The sequence below is a fragment of the Bacillus sp. ISL-7 genome (assembly GCF_018613065.1).
The window spans coordinates 96898-122392 of the sequence record NZ_JAGGQW010000056.1 but is presented as its reverse complement, the minus strand read 5'-3'; the positions used below and the strand labels follow the sequence as shown (position 1 = coordinate 122392).

The window sequence follows — 25495 nt, the reverse complement described above, 5'->3', positions numbered from 1 at the left end:
AAAGTAAAGGAGTTAGTAAAATATGGAGAGTTCTGAGTTAAAAGAAGTAAAAGCAATTTATGCTCAGCTTTTAGATGCATGGAATGACCGAAGTGCTGAGGGAATGGCAGAATTATTTGCGGATGATGGGGAGAATATTGGCTTTGATGGAAGTCAATCCATTGGCAGACAAGAAATATTTTCACATCTCAAGCCAATTTTTGAACACCATCCTACGGCACGATTTGTAAGTAAAGTGAAGGATGTACGTTTTCTAGGTTCAGAGATCGCTATTTTGCGCGCCATAGCTGGAATGGTTCCGCCAAAGCAATCAGATCTTAACCCCAATGTAAACACACATCATACGCTTGTAGTTGTAAAAAGAAACGGGGATTGGCGTATTCAATTGTTTCAAAATACTCCGGCCCAGTTTCATGGCAGACCTGAGTTAGTGGAAAAAATGACTGCAGAGCTGAGAGAGTTAATAAAATAAAGCTGCTTGTTCTGATACTTAGTACATAAAAAATAAAGTTTCGGAAAGAAAAGGGTGTCAGGCACCATGTGAATTTTTCACATGGTGCCTGACACCCTTTTCCTGTTAAGCATTTATTTTTGATTTCTGCAGTCCTATTGTTACTATAGTAGTAATCTCTCTAGGGAAAGGAATTATATATATGGCAACAATTAATATACCTGTATCTGTTTTAAATTTAGCTCCAATCCGGAAGGGACAAAACCCAAGCCAAGCGATCGAGTCAATGGTCGACCTTGCGCAAGCAGTCGAGAAAATGGGCTATCAACGCTATTGGATCGCAGAACATCATAATACAGCTACCCTTGTCAGTTCAGCGACATCGATTTTAATTAAACATGTATTGGAACATACAAATACGATTAAAGTAGGGTCTGGAGGGATCATGCTGCCGAATCACTCCCCGCTAGTAGTGGCTGAACAATTCGGTACCATGGCCACGATTTACCCAAATCGTGTTGACCTCGGTCTGGGCCGTGCACCTGGAACAGATATGATGACGGCAAGCGCGCTAAGACGATCGAAAAATGATCCAGTTTATACTTTCCCAAATGATGTCCAAGCCTTACTTACTTATTTTGGCCCAGCAGATCAGCAAAGCTATGTGAAAGCCTATCCTGGCGTTAATACGAATATTCCTATTTACATCCTTGGTTCTTCTACCGATTCCGCATATTTAGCGGCAAGCTTGGGACTTCCTTATGTATTTGCGTCCCACTTTGCACCAAGATATATGGAAGAAGCAATCTCGATCTATCGGAATCGTTTCAAGCCATCGGAATATTTAGAGAAACCGTATATGATGGTTTGTTTAAATGTTATTGCGGCCGAAACGGATGAGGAGGCTCAATTTTTATCGACAACGATGCAGCAGTTTTTCCTAAATGTTGTTCGAGGCACTCAAAATCCGCTACAACCACCAGTTGAAAACTTGGATGAGATTTGGAACCCAATGGAAAAAGAAATGGCGGCATCGAAGCAAAGTGTGACGTTGATAGGGAGCAAGGAAACAGTCCGCCAACAGTTGACTAAGTTCCAGGACTATTACCATGTCGATGAACTCATGGCCGTATCGTATATTTATGACACTGAAAAACAAAAGCGTTCGTATGAAATATTGAAAGAAGTAGTTGACGGCCACTAATCCAAACGAAAAGGACCAGAAGAGACAATGGATCTCTTTCTGGTCTTTTTCGTTTACACGAATTCGTGGAAGGTTTTTGAACAGCTTTATTGAATTCGTATGCTCCCCTTTCTATAATCAATACAATAATGCGAAGGCAAATTACAAAATGAATCAGAACAGGTTAGTGCCCTCGATTAATGGCTTTGTCCTTTTTGAGAAAATTCACCAATTAGTCAAAATTGAGATAAAGGTTTAAATAGATGAGTACAGAAATATATTTATGGAGAAACAGTTTGCTAATTAGGGGGATGGGAAAATGCGTAATCGAGAGATGCTGCTTATACCCGGGCCAACGCCGGTAGTTGATTCAATTTATGATGCTATTGCACAGGAAACTAGGGGACACACAGACACGAGATTCGTCGCGATCTACAAAAATGCGATCGAGAAAACAAGGGAAATGCTGAAAACAGATGGTGAAGTGTTTGTTATTTCCGGCTCTGGAACCATAGCTATGGAAATGGCGCTTGTCAATACAGTTGCCGCTGGGGAAAAACTTTTAGTGATCAGTCACGGTTATTTCGGTGATCGTTTCATTAAATTAGGAAAAGCATTTGGTATTGAAGTAGAAATACTCCAGGCAGAATGGGGTACTCAGGTATCTCCAAGTGTTGTCGAAGCGAAATTAGTGAATGGCAATTTTAAGGCGGTTACTATTACCCACGCAGATACGTCGACAGGAGTAGCTGCCAATTTAGACGCACTTGTGCCGATTATTAAAAAACATGGAGCACTCGTCATTCTCGATGGTGTTTGTGCGACTGCCGCAATGGAAGAAGATATGAGTAGGCAATATCATGGGTCTGATGGAAAAATTGATGTCATTTTAACAGGTTCACAAAAAGCAATTGGCGTGCCGCCTGGTCTAGCCATCGTTGCCTTTAACCAAACAGCTTTAGCTGCACGTGCCAAAATAGAACGTGTTCCTGCTTATTATTGTGATATCTATAATTGGATTCCGATTATGAACGATCCAGGAAAGTACTTTGCTACACCTCCAGTGAATCTTATATATGCCTATGACGAAGGGATGAGATTGGTATTGGAAGAGGGGATGAAACGAAGATATCAGCGCCATACTGCATTCGGAAAAGCGGTTAGATCGGCACTTGCCGTATACGGGATGAAGGCGTTAGCAAATGAAGAAGTCGCTGCTGCCACACTTAGTTGTATTCTTTATCCTGATGGAATGGAGGATGCTGCTTTCCGTTCTTCACTTGCAAAAAAAGGAGTGATTGTAGCTGGAGCACTAGCCCATTTGGCAGGAAAGGCGTTCCGGATTGGACATATGGGAAATACGACGGAACAAATGCTCGAAGATGCGGTCGTTTTAATCGGAGAAACGATGAATGAGCTGGGATATCCGGTTGATTCAGAGAAAGCTGTCGATTGCTTTAAAAAGCAAGTGGCTATTCGCATTTAGTGTTCGTTTATAAAACCTGTTTGACTGGGAAAATCACGACCAAGGTAAGTAAGAGCGTTTATAAAGCCCTATTAACTAAAAAATCACCCTCTAATAAATAAAGAGGGTGATTTTTTCATTAGCTATTTTCTGCTTGGAATTGAATCATAAACTCTTTGAATGCCTTACATGCCTCAACTGGAACAGCATTATAAGCTGATACACGACATCCGCCGATCGAGCGATGACCGTTTACGCCAACAAAGCCTTCTTGTTTCGCTTGCTCGAGGAATTTCTTTTCTAGGTCTTTCGATGCTAAGTTAAAAGTAAGGTTCATGAGAGAACGACTGTCCGGTTCAGCATGGCCAATGTAAAAACCATTACTTGTATCAATTGTTTCGTAAATCAGATTCGCTTTTTTATCATTAAGCTCAGCAATCGCAGATAAACCACCTAACTCACGAGCCCAGTTTAAGACCTCACCCAGCATATAAATGCCGAAGGTTGGCGGTGTGTTATACAATGAATTATTTTTAGAATGCGTGCTGTACTTTAACATTGTTGGGATATTTGTGTTTGCTTGTTCAAGCAAATCCTTGCGAATAATCACAACTGTTACGCCTGAAGGACCAAGGTTTTTCTGGGCACCAGCATAAATTAACGCAAACTTGCTGACATCAATCGGCCTAGACAGAATATCACTCGACATGTCTGCGATTAACGGAACATCGCCAGTGTCTGGGAAGTTCTTCCATTGGGTACCGTAAATGGTATTGTTGGAAGTTAGATGTAAATAAGCGTCCGTTGGATCGTACTTTAATTGATCAAGCGTTGGGATGCTGCGGTAGTTGCCTTCTTTCGTGGAAGCCGCATGATAAACATCACCAAATAGTTTTGCCTCCGTGAATGCTTTCTCTGACCAAGAGCCTGTCATTACATATCCGGCTTTTTTTCCAGTTTGTAAAAAACTCATCGGAATCATTGAAAACTGAAGACTCGCTCCGCCTTGCAAGAAGAGTACTTCATGAGTATCAGGAATAGACAGCAGTTCCTTCAAGCTGTCAATCGCTTGATTATGTACTTCTTCATAAGCTTTGCTTCGATGGCTAAGCTCCATGACTGACATACCTGTACCTCGAAAATCAATCAGTTCTGCTTGAGCTTTTTCTAAGACGGAAATAGGTAACGCAGAAGGGCCTGCATTAAAATTATAAGCGCGTTGGACTTGTAGTTTCATTTTTATCACTCCATTTTTTCTTTCCTTGACTATACCACACATATAATATTCCGAAAATAAATTTAATTACGAAATATAATAATTATTGCGATCTTTTTTTGTTATCTATTTTTTAGCGTTAAATTTTGCTTTGGTAGGCACTCCTATTATCAAACATCCTATTAATATTATTCGCTTTTTTGAATCATTTTTTTATTGGTGCAGGCACATATAACGACGGGATGAGCAGCAGTGGAATTTTTTATTTTTATTAGAACAGGGAATAGACATAAATAGCCAGGATCAACAAGGCTGGACTGCGGTGATGATGGCGACATATGCGAATGATTTAGAAACTGTCCAAATCTTGGTTGAAAACGGAGCGGATATAAATATACAGGACAATATAAAAAATGATCCGTTTCTTTATGCAGGGGCTGAAGGGTATTTCGATATACTTAAGCTGACCATTAAGGCTGGAGCAGGCCCAAAGCTTTTAAACAGATACGGTGGTACAGCCCTGATTCCAGCATCCGAGCACGGATATGTTGACGTTGTAATAGAACTGCTTGAACATACAGACATTGATGTGAATCATATTAATAATATAGGCTGGACAGCAATAATGGAGGCAATTGTTCTTAGTGATGGCGGCAAAAAACAACAGGAGACGCTTGAACTCCTAAAAAAACATGGAGCAGATGTGAATATTCGTGATTCAGAAGGTGTAACACCGTTTAGGTTCGAAACGAATGTTCTTACTAGAAAGTTAAAGCGTCCTCATTACTAACTTTGATTTTATGTGGAAATAGTTGATCTTTGAATTTTCTTGTTTTATGCCTGTTATCTAAAAAAACAACATGGGGACCTTCAAGAATTGGCTTTAAATTTGTAAGCTATATTTTTATGTTAAAAAATATGTAAAAATAGTTTTTTAAAAATACAACACTCAGTATAAACCTTAATGAAAATAAACAAAAGTGTATAACGTTAAACAAGTAATTGACAACTATGAACACAGGTGTTTACAATGTTCATAGTTGTCAATTGTCGAAATATTATGCATTTGAGGAATATAGGAAGTAATGAATCTGGTATTCCTCAACTTGGGATTTTCGATCGCTTTATTTAATAAGTGAATCAGGCAAAAGGAAGTTAATAGCTTTTTGAATGTGTTGTTTAGGATTGAAAGGGTTTTCACGGTTTGTTTTTCCTATACTTAGGATATTAAATTACTTTGGTTATTTTTGATATTTAGAGGAGGGGTAAAATATGAATCATCAACAAACGGAGTTAAATAAAGGGTTAAAAGTCCGTCATATTACCATGATTTCTTTGGGAGGAATCATTGGGGCTGGGTTATTTGTTGGGAGTGGATCCCTCATTAATATGGCAGGGCCAGCTTCTATCTTCGTCTATGCGATGGCGGGACTGCTTGTGGTTTTGGTCATGCGTATGCTGGGGGAAATGTCAATGGTTAACCCATCCAGCGGTTCTTTTTCCACGTATGCCCGGGAAGCGCTGGGCCCGTGGGCTGGCTATACAATCGGCTGGCTTTACTGGTTTTTCTGGGTCATTGTCATTGCCGTTGAAGCAATTGCTGGAGCTAACATTATTCAATACTGGTTTCCCTCTTTGCCTTCTTGGTTAGTAAGCCTTGTCCTTACCTTCTTATTGACTTTGACTAACCTATACTCCGTTAAATCGTTCGGCGAGTTCGAGTTTTGGCTTTCACTTATCAAAGTAGTAAGTATTGGCCTATTTTTGATTCTTGGAGGAGCTATTATATTCGGCTTCGTACCCGGTATCGAATCACCTGGGACTTCTAATCTTATACATAGAGGAGGATTTATCCCTAATGGAATCCATTCTATATTTTTGGGAGTCACTCTCGTTATGTTCTCCTTCATGGGGAGTGAAATTGTAGCAACTGCAGCAGCAGAAACACCGCATCCGGAAAAAGCCATTACTGTGGCGACAAACAGCGTTATTTATCGAATCATCATTTTTTATCTAGGTTCAATTTTAGTGCTGGTTACTATTCTCACTTGGGATTCTCACACTCTGCTGAAAAATCCCTTTGTTTCCGTACTTGAGATGGTGAACATACCAGCTGCGGCTCATATAATGAATTTTATTGTTCTGACAGCCGTGCTTTCTTGCTTAAATTCTGGTCTTTACACCAGTTCCCGTATGTTGTTTGCACTGGCACAAAATGGTGACGCTCCCAGTGTGTTTTTAAAGGTCGATAAGAAGGGATTGCCAGTTCACGCTATCCTGGGGTGTACCGTTATTTCCTACATTAGTGTGGGATTCAATTACCTATCACCTGATAAAATATTTCTCTTTTTAGTGAATGCCTCTGGAGGGGTAGCGCTTCTTGTTTATCTGGTGATTGCCTTCTCCCAACTGCGTATGAGAAGAAAATATGAAAAAGAAAACCCTGAAGCCCTGAAAATAAGAATGTGGTTTTTTCCTTATTTGACATATGCAACAATCATCACAATCGCTGGCGTTTTTGCAGCGATGCCGTTTATAGATACACTTCGTTCACAATTCTTCTTAACTCTGCTTATCGTTATATTTGTTGTCGGTTCTTTCTTTTTTACAAAGAACAAAAGATCAACTGGTTTATTAACGGAGAAAAAGGAGCAAATGTCTCTTCGTTATAAAGCTAAGGTTTAAAAATTATATTTTATTCGGAGGTATTTTTATGTGGGTAATCACTGTCTATCTAAATTCAAACAATATTACAATGTTTGAATTTGACACGAAAAAAGAAGCAATAGAAGCTTTCGAAAAAATCCAAGGTTGCAAAATTCTTTCGGAGGTTGTTTATTTTAGTGATTCCTGTTTAGCTGCGGTTTAAGATTCTGGATCAAAATTTACTGTTTGCAAAAAACCTTCCAATTTCGTAAATTGGAGGTTTTTTTTGTGCATCTGGTATTTCCAACGTTTTATTTTTGATAAAGATTCATCAATTGAACATAGTTGTTCATTTTAAATTAATTTATTAAGCAATTATGTTTAATAAATTAAAATATGAACAATTTTTAAAAAAGGTGTACAAAGTTGTTTAAAGTATTTATAATTCATTTATACACAAGTCGAAACATTGCACAGATTTTAAATTTTCCGACAATAGCAAAGGTGGCGATATTGCAGTAACACAAACTTTTTATGGAAAAATAGAAAAAGTTAAAAAATTACTATTATTCAAAAGGGAGAGAAACTCATGATAACAGAATATAAAAACACGGTTAAACCATATAAACATGAACCATTTACCGATTTTGCACTTGAAGAAAATAAAAGAGAATTTGAAAAAGCGTTAGAAAATGTACAGTCAGAGCTAGGGAAAGAGTATCCACTTGTCATTGGAGAAGAATTTATCAAAACGGATGAACAAATAGTATCTATTAATCCAGCGAATAAGGAAGAAGTCATTGGCCGAGTTTCCAAAGCTAATAAAGAATTAGCAGAAAAAGCGATGCAAGCAGCACTATCCACCTTCAATACATGGAAAAAGGAAGATCCAGAAGTACGTGCGAACATTTTATTCCGTGCAGCGGATATCATTCGTAGTCGCAAACATGAGTTCTCAGGTTATCTGGTTAAAGAGGCTGGAAAGCCATGGAAAGAAGCTGATGCAGATACAGCAGAAGCAATTGATTTTCTAGAGTTTTATGCTCGTCAAATGATGCAATTAAAAGACGGGGTACCTGTACAAAGTCGTGAAGGAGAAGTAAACAAATTTAATTATATTCCACTTGGTGTAGGTATCATCATTTCTCCATTTAACTTTCCATTAGCCATTATGACAGGAACGGCAGCTGCAGCAATTGTGGCAGGAAACACGATTCTTTTAAAACCAGCTAATAATACGCCAGTTGTGGCAGCGAAGTTCGTTGAAGTGATGAATGAAGCAGGTCTTCCACAAGGTGTGCTGAACTACATTCCAGGAAGTGGTGCAGAAGTAGGAGATTATTTGGTTAATCATCCTAAAACTCGTTTTGTCTCTTTTACTGGTTCTCGTGAAATTGGCTGCCGTATTTATGAGCGTGCCGCAAAGGTACAACCAGGACAAATTTGGTTAAAGCGTGTCATTGCCGAAATGGGTGGAAAAGACACGGTCGTTGTAGATAAAGATGCAGATTTAGACTTAGCAGCGTCTTCTATCGTTTATTCTGGATTTGGATTCTCAGGGCAAAAATGTTCTGCTGGTTCTCGCGCAGTAATACATCAAGATGTGTATGAGGAAGTACTTGAAAAAGCAATAACTTTAACAAAGACGTTAACGTTAGGGAATCCAGAAGATGTAAATACCTATATGGGACCCGTTATTGATCAAGCTTCTTATAACAAAATTACAAAATATATCGAAATTGGAAAAGAAGAAGGCCGGTTGGTGGCAGGTGGAGAAGGGGACGATTCCAAAGGATTCTTTATTCAACCAACTATTATTGCTGATGTAGATGAAAAAGCACGTCTCATGCAGGAAGAAATTTTTGGACCTGTTGTTGCCTTCTGTAAAGCACGTGATTTCAATCATATGATGGAAATAGCGAACAATACAGACTACGGATTAACGGGTGCGTTACTTTCTAACAATCCTGATCACATTGAGCGTGCAAAAGAAGAATTCCATGTAGGGAACCTTTATTTCAATCGTGGTTGTACAGGAGCAATCGTTGGGTATCATCCGTTTGGTGGGTTTAATATGTCAGGAACGGACTCCAAGGCAGGAGGACCCGATTACCTTATTTTGCACATGCAAGCGAAAACAACTAGCGAAACACTTTAAGAATAGGTTGGGCAACTTTTTGGTTGCCCGCTATAAAATATATCATTCAAAAAGAGGAACATATCTGGGGGGATATAAATGTTGGCAGAGGTATCAAAAAATGTTTTTCTTCACGCTTCCCAAAGTAAAGCTTTAAATCAGGCAGCGAAAAAATGGGGTCTTCGGTTTGGCGCTTCTCAAGTTGTGGCGGGAGACACAATCGAGAGTGCCGTTAAAAAAGCCCAGGAATTAAATAAAAAAGGCTTGATTTGTACAATGGATCATTTAGGAGAATTCGTTTCAAGTAGAGAAGAAGCGTTAGAAGCAACAGAATATAACGTAAATACGTTAGAAGCCATCGCCAAGGCTGGAGTAACTAGTAATTTATCTGTGAAAATGACCCAGTTGGGGTTGGATATTGATCGGGATTTTTGCGTTAGTAACATGCGGAGAATTCTTGAGACTGCAAAAAAACACAACAATTTTGTCCGAATCGATATGGAAGATCACGCACATTGTCAAATCACTTTAGATATCCTGAGAGAACTGCGCCAAACCTATGATAATGTAGGAACCGTGATTCAAGCCTACTTGTACCGTGCTGAACAAGATGTGAAAGGATTAAAAGGAATTCCTCTGCGATTAGTCAAAGGAGCTTACAAGGAATCTCCAGAAGTCGCTTATCAAGAAAAAGAAGAGGTAGATCAAAATTATATGAGAATCATTGAAGAGCATTTGCTAAGCGGAAGTTATGCAGCGATTGCTTCCCATGATCATCATATTATTGCCAAAGTAAAAGAATTTGCTCAAAAACATAATATCCCACGTGATCAATTTGAATTTCAGATGTTATATGGATTTAGAACAGATATGCAGCTAAGTTTGGTTAAAGAAGGATATAAAATGCGTGTTTACATACCTTTCGGCAATGATTGGTTTGGGTATTTTATGCGCCGTTTGGCAGAAAGACCACAAAATGTAACCTTTGCTCTTAAAGGACTCTTCTCCAAGTAAATGTGGAACGAAAAGATAGGTGGGCCTAAAAACTATCATTACTATAATATTGAAAGGAAAACTACCTTTTAGGGATAGGAACAAGAGACATAAAACCATAGACCGTCTTCACAGAATGTTTCAAATGCAAACAACTCATAATATAAGAGGTGTAGAGAATGAAAGCGACCGCTCTTGCTAATAGTGACCTAGTTAAAAAGCCAGACCAACAGAAAAGTGAAACGTTAGATTTATTAAGTTCAACTCAGTCTATTATAAAAGAGGCGATTCAAAAGTTAGGTTATAGCGATGAAATGTATGAATTGTTGAAAGAACCGCTTAGAATCCTTACTGTACGTATTCCTGTTCGAATGGATGATGGTTCCATTAAAATTTTTACTGGCTACCGTTCTCAACATAATGACGCTGTTGGTCCTACAAAAGGGGGAATACGTTTTCATCCTGAAGTCAGTGAAGACGAAGTAAAAGCTTTGTCCATGTGGATGAGTTTAAAGTGTGGTATTTTTAATCTTCCTTACGGTGGGGGAAAAGGCGGAATTATATGCGATCCTCGTAGCATGTCTCTTCGAGAGTTAGAACGTTTAAGCAGGGGATATGTACGTGCCGTTAGTCAAATTGTTGGACCCACGAAAGATATTCCCGCACCAGATGTATTTACTAATCCGCAAATTATGGCCTGGATGATGGATGAATATAGCCGTATCCAAGAATTTGATTCACCAGGATTTATTACTGGAAAGCCGATTGTACTTGGTGGTTCGCAAGGGCGTGAAACAGCTACAGCAACAGGAGTCAGCATTTGTATCGAAGAGGCAGCAAAAAGAAAAGAGATTCCATTAAAGGGCGCGCGCGTGATTATCCAAGGATTTGGAAATGCAGGAAGTTACCTTGCAAAATTTATGCAAGAGGCAGGGGCAAAAGTAATTGGTATTTCTGATGCATATGGGGCGCTGTATAACCCGGATGGGCTTGATATTAATTATTTGCTTGATCGACGCGATAGTTTTGGCACCATAACTAATTTATTCACAAACGTCATTACAAATCAGGAATTACTTGAAAAAGAATGTGAAATTCTTGTTCCGGCTGCCATTTCCAATCAAATTACAAGTGAAAATGCACGTAATATTCAAGCTAAAATTGTTGTCGAAGCTGCAAACGGGCCAACAACGCTTGAAGCGACTAAAATACTAGCAGAGCGTAACATATTACTTGTACCGGACGTACTTGCTAGTTCAGGTGGCGTAACCGTTTCATATTTTGAGTGGGTCCAAAATAACCAGGGTTTTTATTGGACAGAAGAAGAAGTATCCCATAGGTTACACCATAAAATAGTTGAGTCTTTTGAAAGTGTTTTCTCTACAGCACAAAGATACCAAGTAGATATGCGTTTGGCTGCATATATGGTTGGAATAAGAAGGATGGCAGAAGCATCTCGTTTTCGTGGCTGGTTATAAGTTTTTAATTTTATTTAAATTATATGTGTGAAAGAGAGGATTAAAAATTGAAAGAAGTTATAGAACCTATCTATAGTCCTTGTTGCGGAAAAATCGAGACCCTATTTGTTAGCCAAAATTCTTATGTGTATGAGTGGGAAAAGTTGATGTTAATTCATACACCCGATAACCATAAAGTTGAGGTAAGGGCTGGTGTAAGTGGTCATATTGTTTCACTAGAAGTAATAGAAAAGCAAAGTATTACCAATGATACTTTGTTAGTAAAGGTAAAAGATGATCTATTAATCACAGGAAGTGAATGATAATAGAATTTAGCAGCTCCTGTTCTCAAAACATATAGTACCATCAGTTGTAAATAAGATACAAAGGGGTTAATAGTTTGAAAGAAAAAACTGTCATTTATCTTGGAAAAGAATACACACTGTTTTACCAGTATGATTCAGGATATTGTGAGATTATGGGAAGGGACACGGCTATAGACAACGTAAAATTAGTGCATTTCTCGGAGCTCGAACATGAAAATTTAAAAAAAGGGTAGGCAAAATTTAATCTGTACCCTTTGTAATGGACATTTTAAAAAAGAGGCTAGGCTGCCTTAAGTAGGTGATCACTGTTAATGAACAGGGATCATTTTTTTTAAATCCACTAGTACCTATAGTGGTTGTAGTAAGTCATATACTCCATAATTTCCCCTTTAAATTCCTCATGAGTTTGGCAGGAGATTTGTCCATCATAAGGTTCACATGTGAAACTTCAAAGTGCCCGACCTCAGCAAGAGTGGTCATGGGCACAGTTAATCTAGCTCGATAAACGTATGTTGTTTTGGTTTCCTGTTAAATTGTTAACCATTTTTTTAGTTTCGTCAACAGTGTTCATAGCCACGTTTTCCGTGGTTTCTAACGCACTATGAATGGTATGAAAGGCTGCTCCTGCGGTTTCTTTAATGCCATCTGCAACGTATTTGTTCCTTTTTGCTTGGTCCGACATCGCTAAATCCATTTCCCTATATCTATTAATCACTTATATTAGCTTTTTTCAGTCATGGTTTGATTGCTACGAGACCAGATCACAACAGGGATTAGAAGTAAGGAAAGGATCCCTCCAGCAAATGAGAGTCCAGCATAACTTGTTTGTGCAACCACCATTCCGGAAAGCGCTCCCCCGGATGCCCCAGCCAAAGCAATTAAAACATCTACCGTTCCCTGTGTTTTGGCCCGGTTAGAGGGGGATGTTGAATCGACAATCAGTGCAGTCCCACTAATTAACCCAAAGTTCCAGCCAAGCCCGAGCAAAACGAGTGCAATGATAAGGACCAGCATGGAATCAGGAGGTGCACTGCCAGCAAGAATGCCAGCTGCCAGGAGCGTGGCACCGGAAGCGATGGCCATTGTAGTTCGGCCTATCTTATCTACGAGAATACCTGTTATGAGAGAGGGAAGGTACATGGCACCTATATGGAAGCCGATGACCATTCCGACTTCTCTCAGACCATGCCCATGATGTTTCATGTAAACTGGTGTCATTGTCATGATGGATGTCATGACAATCTGAGTTAAAACCATAATTGTCGCAGCAACAACGATTCCTCGTTTATTGATTGCTAGATTGCTAGATTGTTTTACTAAAGGATTACTACTATTGATTTGCTGCTTAACTGCAATGGCATCGGCAACAATCAGAGGATCTGGGTGCAGGAAAGCTAAAAGTACTAAACCAGCAAGGATAAAGGCAGCCGCGCCAAGAATAAATGGACCGGCTAGAGCAGGGACACCAATTGACGTGGCAAATCGACCCATTACATCGACCAAATTGGGTCCCGCCACAGCGCCGAATGTGGTTGATACCATGGCAATACTGATTGATGTTGCTCGCTGTGTTGGTTTTGCTAAGTCAGTTCCGGCATAGCGCGCTTGTAAGTTTGAAGCTGAGCCTGCACCATAGACCAGAAGCGAGGCGAAAAGAAGAAAGATATTACTTGTGATGGCGGAAACGATCACTCCAATCGCACCGATACCGCCAGTCAAGAATCCTCCCGCAAGTCCTATTCGTCGGCCGAAACGTTGTGAGACTCGACCGATAAGCCACGCTGCCCCAGCAGAACCCAACGTTAACAACGCTGCTGGAATCCCTGCATAACTATCCGTCCCTAACATATCTTGGGCAAGAAGTGCGCCAACCGTAATTCCAGCAGCAAGCCCTGCCCCACCGAAAATCTGTGACATGACAACAATCAGTAATGTCCGTCGATATAACTTCTCCTGCTTTTCTGGTGAATTTATGTAACTCTTCAACCAATCTGGTTTTGAATCGAACGGGTTGTGTGCCACACGAAACCTCTTTCTGAAGGACAAACCCTTCTTCATTTGTTTTTTATTTTATCAAGAAAAAATAGCAGTTTATATAGAGAAATGTCGAAAAATTCAATATTTGTTCATATGAACTAGGCGGTGATGGAGTTTATTTATGATAGGATAATAGTGGTTGTATTACTATATGTTTACAGCTAATAAATTAGAAAAAGGAGTTAGAAAATGGAACTGGATATGTATTTAGTTTCTGTACCTAAGATCACAGGAATGGACTATGATGAAATCGTTTTAGCAAGTGCACAAATAAGTAAGCATAAAGCAGATCAGGATAAAATCTATGAAAAGCTAAAGCCACATATTAAGCATTTTAAGGAATATGATTCCTCATGGTCAAGTATTTATGAAGAAGTTGCGTACTGGCGAAAGGCCAACCAAATTCACAATTGATTTGTGGAAACACTCTATAACGGGGAAGATGACCCTCTTTTCACACAAGAAGGTACAAAGAAAAATTTGCTGGACCTAAATAACTTATGTCTTCAAGTTCTAAAGGAAAAGGACCCTCCTAATAATATTTTACAACAAGACCTGGTTGTTTTTTTGGAAGCCTCTCTTATGATTCCTATTATTACAGGGAACTAGAAGAGACCCAGAAGTTATTAGCAGCCCTCATTAAACACTTCAATTTTGAAACCCACTATTTATTGTACCAATGTTCTTGGTAAACACACTTAAACCCTTTTTACCTTTCAAAAAAATTCAATAATAATACAATCAAACCTTTAAGATTATGTGAAAAGAGAAAGAAGTCTAAGCGACCGAACACAGGAAGAAAGAGAGAGAAGGGTCGCCAAAATGGCGTCTAAGCGACCGAACACATGAAAAAGAGAGAGTGGGTTCGCCAATATGTTTTTTACCTAGTCCTTATTTCCTTTTTTATCAAAGTCAAAGTATTACTGTTTATACTCTGCATCATAGGAATTTTCACCGGCATGAACCGACAGCAGAGTATCCGCGTACCCAACGAGTTTATTTACCACCTCGTCTGCGACCGCATAGACAAGAGGGTGGACATCTGGTTGAAATAGAGCAGGATCGTCAATTATCACCGTGGTATTAATAAAAATGTCTCGATTACCGTAAAGATCATAATGGACAATAGCTTTCCCAGCGGCTCCTCCTGTTCGAGGATCTTGATATCCAGGCAAAAAAAGATACCACTCTTCAGCCGTGGCCGAACGAAAATTTTTCGTAAAAGTCATGCCATTAACCATTCGATCGATTTCTTGTTGCATCTGCGGTGTGACTGCCTCAATAATTTTGTCTGTCATAATAGTCCCCTTATTAAAGCTTGTTATATTATTTTTCCCAATTTCCAATCGAGTATTTAATGGTATTAACAATATTTTTCCACTGAACTTTTTTGTGGGTAAGGGAACAATATTTCTGAGTACTTTTGTTGAGGTGAGGGACGATGAATCATGATGAACCACGTGATTATATAACGATTGAAGATGACCACGGGAATCTTAAAGAATTTGCTGTTGAAGCCTTGTTTGATATGAAGGATGAATCCTATGCTCTACTAAATGCAGAGGATGAAACCATCGTAATGAAGATTGAGGGTGAGGAAGGTAACCAAGACTTAGTGGGTATTAATAACCCTTCCGAAAGTGAAGCGATTTTGGCTGCATACCAAATCGCCGTGGAACATGCTCCGGCTGAATAAAACATAGCGCAACGAAAGGTAGCCCGGATAATAGGGGGTCCTTTCGCTGCGTTTTTTAATCAGTAGTAATTAAAGCCAAGATAAATGATATAAATAATGATAGCTGCAATGGCGATAATCCAAACAAGAAACACTGGATTCAGTAAATAAGGATGTCTTTGAGTTTTTTCATTGATTTGCGTATCAAATTCACCTGATCTAGTACTGACCATTCTTCCAGTCCCTAACGTAAAAATTAAACCGCCAATCAACACTAACAATGCAATACCAGACAAAATGAGATGCCAATTACTCACTTATATAACCACCTTTTTTTCATATAATTTGAAAAAAAGTAGAGAAATATGCATTTATCTTTTTGATAAGTAGGTTTAAATTTCATCAGGAAAGAAAACGGCGGTGATTAGCTAAATCACTGCCGTTTTGACCTTTAAGTCATGCTGCTTGTAATTTTCTTCTAAATAGTTTCGTGTTGGTTCCAATATATACCCCAGTTAAAACAAAGGCGGCACCTATTCCTTGAGCAAATGTAAAGGTCTCACCTAAAAAGAAGGTAGCCATCAAGACAGCTGATAACGGCATCACATTAATAAAGATAGAAGCCTTCGCAGCACCAACCTCTTTTATGCCGTAATAGTACATGATAAATGAAACCACCGTTACAAAAATGCTCATATGTGAAATGGCGATCCAGGTTGAAACACTAGCAGTTTGTACATCGTGCCAGGATGTTTCCACGTATGCAAACGGAAATAAAAATATGGTACCAAATGCAACCGCATAAGTGGTGGATTCCACCGCACTGAATTTTTTTAAAACGACTTTACCAACCACACTGTACAATGCCCAGCTTATTACTGCACCTAGTAAAACAAAGTCGACCGTCTCAAAACCGTATTGGAAAAGTGAGAGTAGGTGACCATCGGTAATAATGAAGGTAACCCCAGTTAGGGCAATCACCATTCCAATCATATGATTTTTGGTGATTGTTTCTTTTAAAAATAATCCTGATAAAAGGACAATCAGTACTGGGTTTGAGGCAATAAATAAGGAACTCTTAATAACCGGTGCATGTTTGGTAGCCATAAAAAAACAAATATTATATATTGCAATGCCTGTTAATCCAAGAACGGCAAATAATCCATAATCTTTGAGGGTGGGCTTCTTTCGATTTTTTTCCATCAGCCACATTAGCGGAAACAAAAGGATCGCAGCCCCCAAAAAACGTAAAAAAGCAACGGTTGCCGGTTCAAAGTCTTTTACGGCGACTTTACCAGCAAGAAATGCACTTCCCCATGTAGCCGTGGCAAAAAATAACATCCCATAAATCAGCCATAGCTTCTTATTCTTATTCATCCAATCCCCTACAATCCATTTCAATTTAATAAATAGATTTTAACATCTTTTTCGAATTTCGAAATAAATTTTAATAAAATATTTAAATTATTTAATCAATTAAAAAATCATACACACTTTTTAAGCATGAAAAAAGCTGGTTAAGGAGTTTTCCTTTTCCAGCTTTATCTTTTTAAGTTAGATTTTTTAATTCTGATAAATGAACCAATTGTACATTATGAACACTTTCTATTTCTTTAATCTCGCAGTACCCAGAATCATACGTATAAAGGATAATATATTTCTTTCCATTGTAAAGAACATGCTCCATAGTATCTCCATCCTTTGATCATGTTAATATTATTGTATAATTACAATACAGATTAATATATGAAGTACATTTTAAGATTATGTAAATTTTTTCACAGCTGTATTGAAAAATTATTGTGTTAAGATATCAATATTAGTGTCAAAGTCATAGGGGGAAGAAAGATGAACAGAAAACCAATTATCGGAATAACGGGTGCCTATGTTAAACATAACGACTATATGGAAGGTGTTTATGTGCACCATGATTACCATAAAAGTGTTGTCGCCAATGGTGGGATTCCTATTATCCTTCCATATATTAACCCCGAAATTTCTTTAGAAACGCTTGGTTTATGTGATGGAATTATCCTAAGCGGGGGAGAGGACGTCGATCCTAAACTTTTTAATCAGGATCCTCATCACCACTTAGGTCCAACTACACCAGAGCGGGACTTGGCAGAGATAGCGATTGTTAAATATGCGCTTGAGAACGATATTCCCCTTCTTGCGATTTGCAGAGGTGTGCAAATTTTGAATGTTGCTCTGGGAGGAACCTTAATTCAGGATATCCCGAGTCAAGTCAATGAACCAATCCAACACTCTCAGAAGATTGATAGAAGTCAAGATACCCATTGGGTGACCATCTCCAAAAATAGTAGATTGTTTGAAATAGTAGGATCTGATCGTATCCGAGTTAATAGTCTCCATCATCAAGCAATCGGTGAGGTAGCCAGCGATCTTCGTATCGTTGCACAATCATCCGATGGAATCGTTGAAGCAGTAGAATATAGCCATCCAACCACATTTACGGTGGGTGTTCAGTGGCATCCTGAATCCATGGCAAGTACAAACGCTGAGATGAATAATTTGTTCTTAGAATTTATTAAAAACAGTGCAAAGGTCATGGTTTAATCATCGGTTTATAGTGGAAGGGAAGGAATCAATCGATGGAAAAAATTTATCTTGATTACAATGCCAGCACACCTATGGCTCCTGAAGTAGTAGAGGCCATGAAACCGTTGCTAGATGATTTTTATGGGAATCCATCCGCCTTACATTGGGCGGGGAGACCTGTAAAAGAATTATTACATAGTGCCCGAAAACAGGTTGCTGAGTTAATTGGATGTTCCCCTAGAGAAATTATTTTCACAAGTGGGGGCAGCGAAGCCAATAACCTTGCATTAAAAGGTTTTTATTTTAAAAATCGGCATAAAGGAAACCATATCATTACTTCTAAAATTGAACATCCTGCAATTATGAATCCTTGCAAATTCCTCGAACAAATTGGGGCAAAGGTCACATATGTAGACGTGGATGGGACCGGGAAAGTTACACTAGAAGAAATAGAAAAGGCGATTACCAAGGAAACGATCCTGATTTCGTTTATGCATTCCAATAATGAAACAGGTACCTTACAGCCAATCCAAGCGATCGGTGATATAGCTAAAGAGCATGGGATAGCTTTTCATACGGATGCTTCTCAATCGGTTGGAAAAGTCCCGGTAAATGTGAATGATTTGAAGGTAGATATGCTCACGATTGCCGGCCATAAACTCTATGCTCCGAAAGGAATTGGAGCACTCTTTATACGAGAGGGAATCGAATTGGAACCACTCATACATGGGGCTGGGCATGAGTTTGGCCTGCGTGCTGGCACAGAAAATACTTTACTAGCAGTGGGATTAGGAACGGCTTGTGAAATTGCTAAACAACAGGAAGGGAATCGTGGCATAAAAGATTTGACCGACTATTTTTGGCAGCAATTACAGGATGCATTTGGAGACCAGGTAGTATTGAATGGACACCCAGAGGAACGTCTGCCCAATACTTTAAATGTAAGTTTTGTAAGAAAAATTGGTCAAGACTTGTTGTCAGCCATCCCATATTTAGCGGCTTCAACTGGATCAGCCTGTCATGCCGGCAGCATTGAATTATCTCCGGTATTAAAAGAGATGGATGTTCCTAAAGAGGTGGGCATGGGTGCGATCCGCTTTAGCTTAGGCCGATATACGGCGAAAGATGAGATAGATCAAGTGATGGAATCGTTAAAAAGAATCTATTAATTTCTTCGGTCAGGGACTAACTATTGGCAGTTAGTCTTTTTTCTCTGGGATTAAAGGTTCCTATCTTTACATAAGCTTTTAGAATCGCTCTATACTACTGATGTCAGATAATTTATTGGGTTAGGGTAAGAAAGAGGTGCTTTATCTCACCGAAGTTAGATAATTTATCGGGATAGAGTAAGAAAGAGCCAGTTTATTTTACCGAAGTCAGTTAGTTTATCGGGTATAGGTATAATAGAGCCACTTTTCTATATTCACTAGTATCTTTAACTCATTTACTCAATGTAATTGGCGTATTATAATGTTCTTAATACGGAACGACATGAAGGAAGGTGTGTTGGAATGCAAAAAAGAATATTAGGTAAAACTGGGCTGGAAGTATCGGCGCTTGGACTAGGCTGTATGGGGATGTCGGATTTTTACAGTGGGAGAGATGACGACGAGTCTATTAAAACAATCCATTGTGCCATTGAAATGGGGATTACGCTTCTCGACACAGCTGATATGTATGGCGTAGGTAAAAATGAAGAATTACTCGGACGGGCAATTAAAGGTCGTCGGAATCAAGTGGTTGTTGCCACTAAATTTGGAAATGTAAGATCTGAAGATGGAGCTTTTCTGGGAATAAATGGCCGCCCTGAATATGTCAAAGAAGCCTGTGAAGCTAGCCTTCGCCGCTTAGGTGTGGATCATATCGATCTATTCTACCAACATCGAGTCGACCCAAACACACCAATTGAAGAAACAATCGGCGCCATGGCGGATTTAGTTAGGGAAGGGAAAGTGCGCTTTTTAGGTATGTCAGAAGCAGCCGCCCAAACTATTAGACGTGCATTTGCTATTCATCCGATTACCGCTGTTCAGACCGAGTATTCCCTTTGGAGCCGTGACGTCGAAGATGATATTCTGCCCACTTGCCGGGAACTGGGAATCGGTTTTGTCCCTTACAGTCCATTAGGAAGAGGATTTCTAACAGGGCAGATTCAGAAATTTGAAGACTTAGCAGCCGATGATTATCGCCGCTTTTCTCCTCGATTCCAAGGAGAAAACTTCCAGAAAAATTTGGAACTGGTCAATAAAATTAACGAAATAGCACGGGAAAAAGCCAGCCAGCCTTCCCAGCTTGCCCTTGCCTGGCTGCTAGCTCAAGGAAATGACATTGTTCCAATCCCAGGCACGAAGAGAGTCCAATACTTAGAGGAAAATGTTGGTGCACTTGATGTATCATTAACAGAAACTGACTTAGCACGTATAAACGAAGTTGCTCCTCGGGGTGTTGCAGCCGGAGAACGTTACCATGAAGCTGGTATGAAAGGCGTTAATTTGTAATTAGAAAAAGGTAGATATTTGGGAGTAGCATAGGTGGAAAGAAAGGTGTAAATCCATAACAGGTTCAGTTAACTCTCATAAAACATTAAAAATGTAATGTAAAATGACCATCAAATTGTAAGTTAATTTGATGGTTATTTTTTATTAATAGATTGTGAAACTTAAGCCTTGTTCCGTTAGTTTAAGAAGGAACATTAACTTTCACAGAGAATATATGAATTAAAAGAGAGGAGAAAAATGTAAACCGAGGATTCATAATCAATACGATGTAACACCTGAGTGGATTATCTACCATCTCATTGAACACGAATCACATCATAGAGGACAGATTTTCCAGATTCTTGCGAATTTAAAGGAATAAATAAAAGCCAACTTATAAGGAAAGATTGGGTGGTATCAATAGTAAAGCAAATTAAATTTTATATGGATGACCAAACTGAAGAAATTATCATCCATAAGCTTCGGACTTCTGGTAGTGTTTTTGCAGAAGAAGAGGCACTGCTACTTATATCTGAAGCACCGACATTGGATGACCTTATGAAAATGGTCGAAATGCGAACCGAGGGGATACCTCTTGAACACGTCATTGGGTACACAGAGTTCTGTGGTCTGAGGATAAAGATAGACTCTGAGGTCTTCGTGCCTCGCAAACGAACAGAGTTTCTTGTCCGTCAGGCAGAAACCCTAACTTGTTTAGGGGATATCGTTGTTGATATGTGTTGCGGGTCAGGAGCTGTAGGTGCAGCTCTTGCAGCAACTTTAGGACGGGTAGCCTTGTACTCTGTTGACCTCGACCCCGCTGCAGTAAGCTGTGCTGGCGGCAACATAACAGCTTTTGGTGGCCACGTTTTTCAAGGGGACTTGTTTACAGCCCTACCCCACTCCCTTCAAGGCCGTGTGAACATCGTAGTTGCTAATGCTCCTTACGTACCTACCGAGGCGATCAAGCTGCTTCCCCGGGAGGCTCGCCTGTATGAACCAAAACTGGCCCTTGACGGAGGGAAGGACGGACTTGACCTACAGCGTATGGTAGCGAAAGAGGCACCTCTCTGGTTAGCTCCGGGAGGGCACCTTTTGTTAGAAACGAGCGAACAGCAGGCATACCAAACCTTTGAAATTTTTTCTAGTATGGGGCTTATCCCTAAAGTAGCCAGAAATGATGAATTGGACGCCACGGTGATCATCGGTACTAAACCTAGCCTCTAAAGTAAATAGACAACTAGATTTAACCTAATATGATCATTACTTGGTACGATACACAATGAAAAATCCTTCTTCAACATAAGAGTGCAAGAGCTTTAGTTCATTAAGCTTTAAAAGATTAAAATAAGGAATGGCTCAGAACAGTGAACTGAGCCATTTTTTAAAAACACGACGATTAAATTAAACCGAGGCGCTTTAATCCGTAGCGAACTCCGTCTTCTTCTGCGGAGAGTGTGACCATATCGGCTACTTGTTTCAATTCATCACGAGCATTTCCCATGGCTACTCCCATTCCGACCAATGACAGCATTTCCATATCATTTAAACCATCGCCAAAGGCAACAGCTTCATCAGGTGCAATGCCGAACCTTTCCAACAATTTAGTCAAACCAACTGCTTTATTGGAATTGGACAAATTCACGTCACAGGTTCTTGCTCCTGAACTCCATCTTCTGAAATCTAATTCCGGAATCTTTGTTTGATAAGAAGCCTCTTCCTCCACGTCACAATGAAGGAACATTTGATAAATATCCTGTTCTGTCCAAAATTGAGGTGGGGCAAGTTCGGGCTTCCACGGATCATGTTGGTACGCTTCCACGACGAATGGATGGCTTAGATCGGTAGCTTTAAAGCTCGTAACTCCCAAAAAAGTCAGTGGATGTTGATAATCATTGGACAAAAGATGTACTCTCTCTAAAACATGTTTTTCAATCGCATTCTTGTATATTTCTTTTCCTTCATGATAGGCATACGATCCATTAAAAAAGACCATCGAGTCTACCCCAGTTTCCGAAAGGATGGACTCTGAAAAATAGGGAGCTCTCCCCGTTGCTATAACCACGTTTATTTTTTTCTCTCGTAACCGCTGAATCGCATCCTTTGTGGCAGGACTTAGCGTTTTTCCATGCGGGACGATCGTTCCGTCAATATCTAAGATGACAACCTTGTAATTCATATAACACACTCCTACAATGCAATCTTGCTTTGTTACGCAGGTATACTGCACAGTATAACATATTGCATAAAAAACCTATAAAAGCAACACTTATACATTTTAAAATGCAATAGGTAATATTATCAGATGGGTATATATATAAAAATTGTGTTGGCTAGAAATATTCAATTCATGATTACTGTAATAATATTATGTAAACTAACTCTTTTTAGGCTTAGAAAAAAAATCATTTATTTTTTTGGGGTAGCAGACCTAAAAAAAGACTGACTAAAAATAGTCAATCTAAGGTGACGAAAGGTGCTTCCTTTCGTCTTAGTATATTGTATGCAAGAGATAGGACAAGCGATACTATAAGCTTGATTAAAATTTACTAGGACTATCCACAACATCAATTATCTTATTAGTCCTCATCATTCCGCATACCTGTAAACATTAGAACAAAACGAAGTAATTCAGCTACAGCTACTACAGTCGCAGCCACATATGTTAATGCCGCAGCATTTAGTACTTTCCTCGCCCGATACTCTTCTTCATTTCTAATCAAACCAGAACCAATCATTACATTCAGTGCTCTTGAACTTGCATTGAATTCCACCGGTAATGTAATAACCTGAAATAGCACGGCCGCAGCCATTGCGATGATTCCTAGTAATAAAAGATTGGCTGAAGAAAGAAGTAACCCTATTAAAATTAAGATAAATGAAAAATTAGAGCCGATATTAGCCACAGGCACTAATGCATGTCTCACGCGTAAAGGTACATATCGGTCCCTTTGCTGTAAACAGTGACCCACCTCGTGAATCGCAACTGAAATCGATGCAATCGAAGTACCATTGTAATTAGTGGAGGAAAGTCTAACACTTCTACTTTTTGGATCATAGTGATCTGATAAATGACCAGACACTTGTTCGACTGACACATCATACAAACCATTTTGATCCAAGATTCTTCTAGCCGCCTGGGCTCCAGTTAAACCCGAGGAAGCTCCTACTTTTAAAAATTTAGAATAAGTATTTCTCAAGTACATTTGCACTAATAGTGGAATGATCATAATTAGAACAAAATAAACAATAAAACCCATGAAAGATGCTCCTTCTTTAGATGTCTAATTTACATACATTATTATACTTTATAGTGCACTTTTTTAGTATTAATGTGCTTGTTTCATTAAGGCCTAAAGATGTCATGAGAAATGGAGAAAGATAATAATTGAAGTGGGAGAAGCCTAAAGTGCTTTTTTAATGGTGAGATAAGCGATTTTACTATTTCCTTTGTTTATTTCTGAAAGCAATAATATTTGTTTTTAATGAAGCATATGTTCCGATCGCTGCATATCCATAAAACCAACCCATAAATATTCCGCCAAGGGTGTTGTGCTTGTGACTAATAAAAATTGAGATTCCCAGGCCAAAAATAAGTGCAATCGTCGGTACAAACCATTTCGGTATTTTGAAAAAAACCTTAATTAGTTGAGTTAACAGTATAATGATTGGAATTGCAAATATTGCATCCCAAAAATTCGTTTTAATAGTGGGAAAATCCATCGGCAATCACACCTTTTTTTGGTTAATATGTGCAAATGCCATAGATTTATTAATCATTATTAAAGGAAAAGTTATCAAAAAGCAGCGTAAAAACCCTAGCTTCAGCTATGGGGATACTCATAAATGTTTAGTTCATCGCAATATACCAAGCCAATCCTCCGATTGCACCTAAGATGACAATTACATAAATAGCCGTCAACCGTACTGTGTTTTGTTTTGTTGAACCTTTATAGTCCTCATCAGGTTTTCCTGTTAGCGCAAGTGTACCAATCAGGGCAGCTACTAAAATGATAATAATAAGAGCCATACCAAACTTCATATGTTTCATCCTCACTAAGATTAATAATCGAAAGAAACTGAATTATTTAATAATAAATAATTTTTTGCCAAAATTATGGACTTTTCATTAAAGTTTCAATGTATGATTCTTATATTAAGGTTTATGATATAAAAAATAACCATCCAATTAACAAAAAATTTGACCATCCACTTTTGACTTATTGATCACTGCTAACTCGAATTATTACAGTCACAGTTAAGGAGTTCCAAATGAATCCGAAAAATAAATGGAATAGCAAATATAAAGAACGTATAAATCAATTGGAAGCACCAATGCCGAATGAGAGATTAGCAATCCTGTCACCTTATTTAACCGGCGGGTCTGCGCTCGATCTTGCATGTGGGCTTGGTGGAAACAGTCTGTTTCTGGCACGATTAAATTTTCAAGTACAAGCGATTGATATATCAGATGTAGCTGTCAACTATCTCGAGGAAATAGCAGGAAAGCAAAAGCTCGCTATTTTTCCTCGTTTGTGCGATCTGACGGATATGACCCACCTTAATTTGAATAATAGTTCTTTTAGTTTGATTGTCATCACGTATTATCTTGATCGATCACTATTTCCGCTGGTTAAATCAATCGTTAAAGACAATGGATATTTCTTTATGGAAACCTTTTATAAGTCTCCAAAAAAAGAGAGTCAGGGAGTATCCGACCAATATAAACTGCTACCTGGAGAATTATTGGCTGAGTTTAGTGATTGGAAAGTTCTTTTTTATGAGGAAAATGAACATGATGGACGACAGACGATTTTTTGTCAGAAACAAAAAAGTGTCTGAAACTATAAGAGCATTCTTTAAGTGTCAGGCA

General features: G+C 38.9%; 28 protein-coding genes and 2 pseudogenes. 18 read left to right on the top strand and 12 right to left on the bottom strand.

Annotation, left to right across the window (positions count from 1 at the left end):
• Nucleotides 1-22: 22 nt before the first annotated feature.
• From J7E66_RS23125 to J7E66_RS23115, 3 genes are all read left to right on the top strand, one after another.
• A complete protein-coding gene (locus J7E66_RS23125) occupies nt 23-472 on the top strand; it encodes an SgcJ/EcaC family oxidoreductase (protein WP_215004142.1) in 450 nt (149 codons plus the stop codon).
• A 181-nt stretch (nt 473-653) separates the two neighbouring features.
• Nucleotides 654-1655 carry an LLM class flavin-dependent oxidoreductase gene (locus J7E66_RS23120; RefSeq protein WP_215004140.1) on the top strand — a complete coding sequence of 334 codons (1002 nt, stop codon included), beginning with the start codon at nt 654-656 and terminating at the stop codon, nt 1653-1655.
• A gap of 298 nt (nt 1656-1953) precedes the next feature.
• On the top strand, nt 1954-3120 hold the full coding sequence (locus J7E66_RS23115) for a pyridoxal-phosphate-dependent aminotransferase family protein (RefSeq protein ID WP_215004138.1): 1167 nt from the start codon (nt 1954-1956) through the stop codon (nt 3118-3120).
• A gap of 118 nt (nt 3121-3238) precedes the next feature.
• On the opposite strand, the gene serC is transcribed toward J7E66_RS23115, so the two are convergent.
• On the bottom strand, nt 3239-4336 hold the full coding sequence (serC, locus tag J7E66_RS23110) for a 3-phosphoserine/phosphohydroxythreonine transaminase (RefSeq protein WP_215004136.1): 1098 nt from the start codon (nt 4334-4336) through the stop codon (nt 3239-3241).
• A gap of 220 nt (nt 4337-4556) precedes the next feature.
• On the opposite strand from serC, the pseudogene J7E66_RS23105 reads away from it, so the two are divergent.
• From J7E66_RS23105 to J7E66_RS23075, 7 genes and pseudogenes are all read left to right on the top strand, one after another.
• Nucleotides 4557-5105, top strand: a pseudogene (locus J7E66_RS23105) (ankyrin repeat domain-containing protein); the annotation flags it as partial.
• A 482-nt stretch (nt 5106-5587) separates the two neighbouring features.
• A complete protein-coding gene (locus tag J7E66_RS23100) occupies nt 5588-7000 on the top strand; it encodes an amino acid permease (RefSeq protein ID WP_215004134.1) in 1413 nt (470 codons plus the stop codon).
• A 28-nt stretch (nt 7001-7028) separates the two neighbouring features.
• Entirely contained in the window at nt 7029-7184 is a 156-nt protein-coding gene (locus J7E66_RS23095; RefSeq protein ID WP_215004132.1) for a hypothetical protein, read from the top strand.
• Nucleotides 7185-7550: 366 nt separating this feature from the next.
• Nucleotides 7551-9119, top strand: coding sequence for an L-glutamate gamma-semialdehyde dehydrogenase (pruA, locus tag J7E66_RS23090; protein ID WP_215004130.1), 1569 nt, complete (start codon nt 7551-7553; stop codon nt 9117-9119).
• A gap of 78 nt (nt 9120-9197) precedes the next feature.
• On the top strand, nt 9198-10112 hold the full coding sequence (locus J7E66_RS23085; RefSeq protein ID WP_215004128.1) for a proline dehydrogenase family protein: 915 nt from the start codon (nt 9198-9200) through the stop codon (nt 10110-10112).
• A gap of 158 nt (nt 10113-10270) precedes the next feature.
• Nucleotides 10271-11569 carry a Glu/Leu/Phe/Val family dehydrogenase gene (locus tag J7E66_RS23080; protein WP_215004126.1) on the top strand — a complete coding sequence of 433 codons (1299 nt, stop codon included), beginning with the start codon at nt 10271-10273 and terminating at the stop codon, nt 11567-11569.
• A 47-nt stretch (nt 11570-11616) separates the two neighbouring features.
• Nucleotides 11617-11871 (top strand): biotin/lipoyl attachment domain-containing protein, encoded by a 255-nt coding sequence (locus J7E66_RS23075; protein WP_214713742.1) that lies wholly within the window; start codon nt 11617-11619, stop codon nt 11869-11871.
• 311 nt (nt 11872-12182) lie between these two features.
• Here the strand turns inward: J7E66_RS23075 and J7E66_RS32950 are convergent.
• From J7E66_RS32950 to J7E66_RS23060, 3 genes and pseudogenes are all read right to left on the bottom strand, one after another.
• A pseudogene (locus J7E66_RS32950) lies at nt 12183-12271 on the bottom strand (hypothetical protein); the annotation flags it as partial.
• Nucleotides 12272-12367: 96 nt separating this feature from the next.
• Nucleotides 12368-12589, bottom strand: a complete 222-nt coding sequence (locus J7E66_RS23065) for a hypothetical protein (protein ID WP_308162569.1) — start codon at nt 12587-12589, stop codon at nt 12368-12370.
• 5 nt (nt 12590-12594) lie between these two features.
• Entirely contained in the window at nt 12595-13896 is a 1302-nt protein-coding gene (locus J7E66_RS23060; RefSeq protein WP_308162568.1) for an MFS transporter, read from the bottom strand.
• 204 nt (nt 13897-14100) lie between these two features.
• On the opposite strand from J7E66_RS23060, the gene J7E66_RS23055 reads away from it, so the two are divergent.
• Nucleotides 14101-14325: a hypothetical protein gene (locus tag J7E66_RS23055; RefSeq protein ID WP_215004122.1), complete on the top strand. Its 225-nt coding sequence runs from the start codon at nt 14101-14103 to the stop codon at nt 14323-14325.
• 506 nt (nt 14326-14831) lie between these two features.
• On the opposite strand, the gene J7E66_RS23050 is transcribed toward J7E66_RS23055, so the two are convergent.
• Nucleotides 14832-15173, bottom strand: coding sequence for a hypothetical protein (locus tag J7E66_RS23050; RefSeq protein WP_374103881.1), 342 nt, complete (start codon nt 15171-15173; stop codon nt 14832-14834).
• A gap of 179 nt (nt 15174-15352) precedes the next feature.
• Between J7E66_RS23050 and J7E66_RS23045 the strand changes: the two genes are divergently transcribed.
• The gene (locus J7E66_RS23045) at nt 15353-15607 is read left to right on the top strand and encodes a DUF1292 domain-containing protein (protein ID WP_215004120.1); all 255 of its coding nucleotides are present in this window, start codon (nt 15353-15355) and stop codon (nt 15605-15607) included.
• 59 nt (nt 15608-15666) lie between these two features.
• Here J7E66_RS23045 and J7E66_RS23040 read toward each other — a convergent pair whose 3' ends face one another.
• From J7E66_RS23040 to J7E66_RS23030, 3 genes are all read right to left on the bottom strand, one after another.
• Nucleotides 15667-15903, bottom strand: a complete 237-nt coding sequence (locus J7E66_RS23040; protein WP_168244628.1) for a hypothetical protein — start codon at nt 15901-15903, stop codon at nt 15667-15669.
• A 139-nt stretch (nt 15904-16042) separates the two neighbouring features.
• Entirely contained in the window at nt 16043-16963 is a 921-nt protein-coding gene (locus J7E66_RS23035) for a DMT family transporter (protein WP_251033090.1), read from the bottom strand.
• A gap of 172 nt (nt 16964-17135) precedes the next feature.
• Complete coding sequence (locus J7E66_RS23030) at nt 17136-17273, bottom strand: hypothetical protein (RefSeq protein WP_168244534.1); 138 nt, start codon at nt 17271-17273, stop codon at nt 17136-17138.
• Nucleotides 17274-17434: 161 nt separating this feature from the next.
• Between J7E66_RS23030 and J7E66_RS23025 the strand changes: the two genes are divergently transcribed.
• The 5 genes from J7E66_RS23025 (at nt 17435) to J7E66_RS23005 (ending at nt 21849) form a co-directional block, all read left to right on the top strand.
• Nucleotides 17435-18163, top strand: coding sequence for a gamma-glutamyl-gamma-aminobutyrate hydrolase family protein (locus J7E66_RS23025; RefSeq protein ID WP_215004118.1), 729 nt, complete (start codon nt 17435-17437; stop codon nt 18161-18163).
• Between the two features lie 35 nt (nt 18164-18198).
• A complete protein-coding gene (locus J7E66_RS23020; protein ID WP_215004116.1) occupies nt 18199-19314 on the top strand; it encodes a cysteine desulfurase family protein in 1116 nt (371 codons plus the stop codon).
• 342 nt (nt 19315-19656) lie between these two features.
• Entirely contained in the window at nt 19657-20643 is a 987-nt protein-coding gene (locus J7E66_RS23015; protein WP_215004114.1) for an aldo/keto reductase, read from the top strand.
• 250 nt (nt 20644-20893) lie between these two features.
• On the top strand, nt 20894-21004 hold the full coding sequence (locus tag J7E66_RS32390; RefSeq protein WP_374103879.1) for a DinB family protein: 111 nt from the start codon (nt 20894-20896) through the stop codon (nt 21002-21004).
• Between the two features lie 62 nt (nt 21005-21066).
• Nucleotides 21067-21849: a putative protein N(5)-glutamine methyltransferase gene (locus tag J7E66_RS23005; RefSeq protein ID WP_098933267.1), complete on the top strand. Its 783-nt coding sequence runs from the start codon at nt 21067-21069 to the stop codon at nt 21847-21849.
• A gap of 172 nt (nt 21850-22021) precedes the next feature.
• Here the strand turns inward: J7E66_RS23005 and J7E66_RS23000 are convergent, their stop codons facing one another.
• The 4 genes from J7E66_RS23000 to J7E66_RS22985 all read right to left on the bottom strand — a co-directional run bounded on the left by J7E66_RS23000 (nt 22022) and on the right by J7E66_RS22985 (nt 24664).
• Entirely contained in the window at nt 22022-22801 is a 780-nt protein-coding gene (locus J7E66_RS23000) for a Cof-type HAD-IIB family hydrolase (RefSeq protein WP_215004112.1), read from the bottom strand.
• Between the two features lie 400 nt (nt 22802-23201).
• Complete coding sequence (locus J7E66_RS22995; protein ID WP_215004110.1) at nt 23202-23882, bottom strand: zinc metallopeptidase; 681 nt, start codon at nt 23880-23882, stop codon at nt 23202-23204.
• Nucleotides 23883-24063: 181 nt separating this feature from the next.
• Nucleotides 24064-24345, bottom strand: coding sequence for a hypothetical protein (locus tag J7E66_RS22990; protein ID WP_088088321.1), 282 nt, complete (start codon nt 24343-24345; stop codon nt 24064-24066).
• Between the two features lie 127 nt (nt 24346-24472).
• Complete coding sequence (locus J7E66_RS22985; RefSeq protein ID WP_215004108.1) at nt 24473-24664, bottom strand: hypothetical protein; 192 nt, start codon at nt 24662-24664, stop codon at nt 24473-24475.
• Nucleotides 24665-24894: 230 nt separating this feature from the next.
• Between J7E66_RS22985 and J7E66_RS22980 the strand changes: the two genes are divergently transcribed.
• Nucleotides 24895-25464, top strand: a complete 570-nt coding sequence (locus J7E66_RS22980) for a class I SAM-dependent methyltransferase (RefSeq protein ID WP_215004106.1) — start codon at nt 24895-24897, stop codon at nt 25462-25464.
• The last annotated feature ends 31 nt before the right edge of the window (nt 25465-25495 follow it).

What these genes read in the sequence shown, in the direction of transcription:
- J7E66_RS23080 (WP_215004126.1), top strand. Translation starts at nt 10,271, where the DNA reads ATGAAAGCGACCGCTCTTGCTAATAGTGACCTAGTTAAAAAGCCAGAC.
- J7E66_RS23115 (WP_215004138.1), top strand. Translation starts at nt 1,954, where the DNA reads ATGCGTAATCGAGAGATGCTGCTTATACCCGGGCCAACGCCGGTAGTT.
- J7E66_RS23025 (WP_215004118.1), top strand. Translation starts at nt 17,435, where the DNA reads ATGAACAGAAAACCAATTATCGGAATAACGGGTGCCTATGTTAAACAT.
- J7E66_RS23030 (WP_168244534.1), bottom strand. Translation starts at nt 17,273, where the DNA reads ATGGAGCATGTTCTTTACAATGGAAAGAAATATATTATCCTTTATACG.
- J7E66_RS23005 (WP_098933267.1), top strand. Translation starts at nt 21,067, where the DNA reads ATGGATGACCAAACTGAAGAAATTATCATCCATAAGCTTCGGACTTCT.
- J7E66_RS22980 (WP_215004106.1), top strand. Translation starts at nt 24,895, where the DNA reads ATGAATCCGAAAAATAAATGGAATAGCAAATATAAAGAACGTATAAAT.
- J7E66_RS23045 (WP_215004120.1), top strand. Translation starts at nt 15,353, where the DNA reads ATGAATCATGATGAACCACGTGATTATATAACGATTGAAGATGACCAC.
- J7E66_RS22995 (WP_215004110.1), bottom strand. Translation starts at nt 23,882, where the DNA reads ATGGGTTTTATTGTTTATTTTGTTCTAATTATGATCATTCCACTATTA.
- J7E66_RS22985 (WP_215004108.1), bottom strand. Translation starts at nt 24,664, where the DNA reads ATGAAGTTTGGTATGGCTCTTATTATTATCATTTTAGTAGCTGCCCTG.
- J7E66_RS23020 (WP_215004116.1), top strand. Translation starts at nt 18,199, where the DNA reads ATGGAAAAAATTTATCTTGATTACAATGCCAGCACACCTATGGCTCCT.
- serC (WP_215004136.1), bottom strand. Translation starts at nt 4,336, where the DNA reads ATGAAACTACAAGTCCAACGCGCTTATAATTTTAATGCAGGCCCTTCT.
- J7E66_RS23100 (WP_215004134.1), top strand. Translation starts at nt 5,588, where the DNA reads ATGAATCATCAACAAACGGAGTTAAATAAAGGGTTAAAAGTCCGTCAT.
- J7E66_RS23085 (WP_215004128.1), top strand. Translation starts at nt 9,198, where the DNA reads ATGTTGGCAGAGGTATCAAAAAATGTTTTTCTTCACGCTTCCCAAAGT.
- J7E66_RS23000 (WP_215004112.1), bottom strand. Translation starts at nt 22,801, where the DNA reads ATGAATTACAAGGTTGTCATCTTAGATATTGACGGAACGATCGTCCCG.
- J7E66_RS23015 (WP_215004114.1), top strand. Translation starts at nt 19,657, where the DNA reads ATGCAAAAAAGAATATTAGGTAAAACTGGGCTGGAAGTATCGGCGCTT.
- J7E66_RS23050 (WP_374103881.1), bottom strand. Translation starts at nt 15,173, where the DNA reads ATGCAACAAGAAATCGATCGAATGGTTAATGGCATGACTTTTACGAAA.
- J7E66_RS23095 (WP_215004132.1), top strand. Translation starts at nt 7,029, where the DNA reads ATGTGGGTAATCACTGTCTATCTAAATTCAAACAATATTACAATGTTT.
- pruA (WP_215004130.1), top strand. Translation starts at nt 7,551, where the DNA reads ATGATAACAGAATATAAAAACACGGTTAAACCATATAAACATGAACCA.
- J7E66_RS23055 (WP_215004122.1), top strand. Translation starts at nt 14,101, where the DNA reads ATGGAACTGGATATGTATTTAGTTTCTGTACCTAAGATCACAGGAATG.
- J7E66_RS23120 (WP_215004140.1), top strand. Translation starts at nt 654, where the DNA reads ATGGCAACAATTAATATACCTGTATCTGTTTTAAATTTAGCTCCAATC.
- J7E66_RS22990 (WP_088088321.1), bottom strand. Translation starts at nt 24,345, where the DNA reads ATGGATTTTCCCACTATTAAAACGAATTTTTGGGATGCAATATTTGCA.
- J7E66_RS23125 (WP_215004142.1), top strand. Translation starts at nt 23, where the DNA reads ATGGAGAGTTCTGAGTTAAAAGAAGTAAAAGCAATTTATGCTCAGCTT.
- J7E66_RS23035 (WP_251033090.1), bottom strand. Translation starts at nt 16,963, where the DNA reads ATGAATAAGAATAAGAAGCTATGGCTGATTTATGGGATGTTATTTTTT.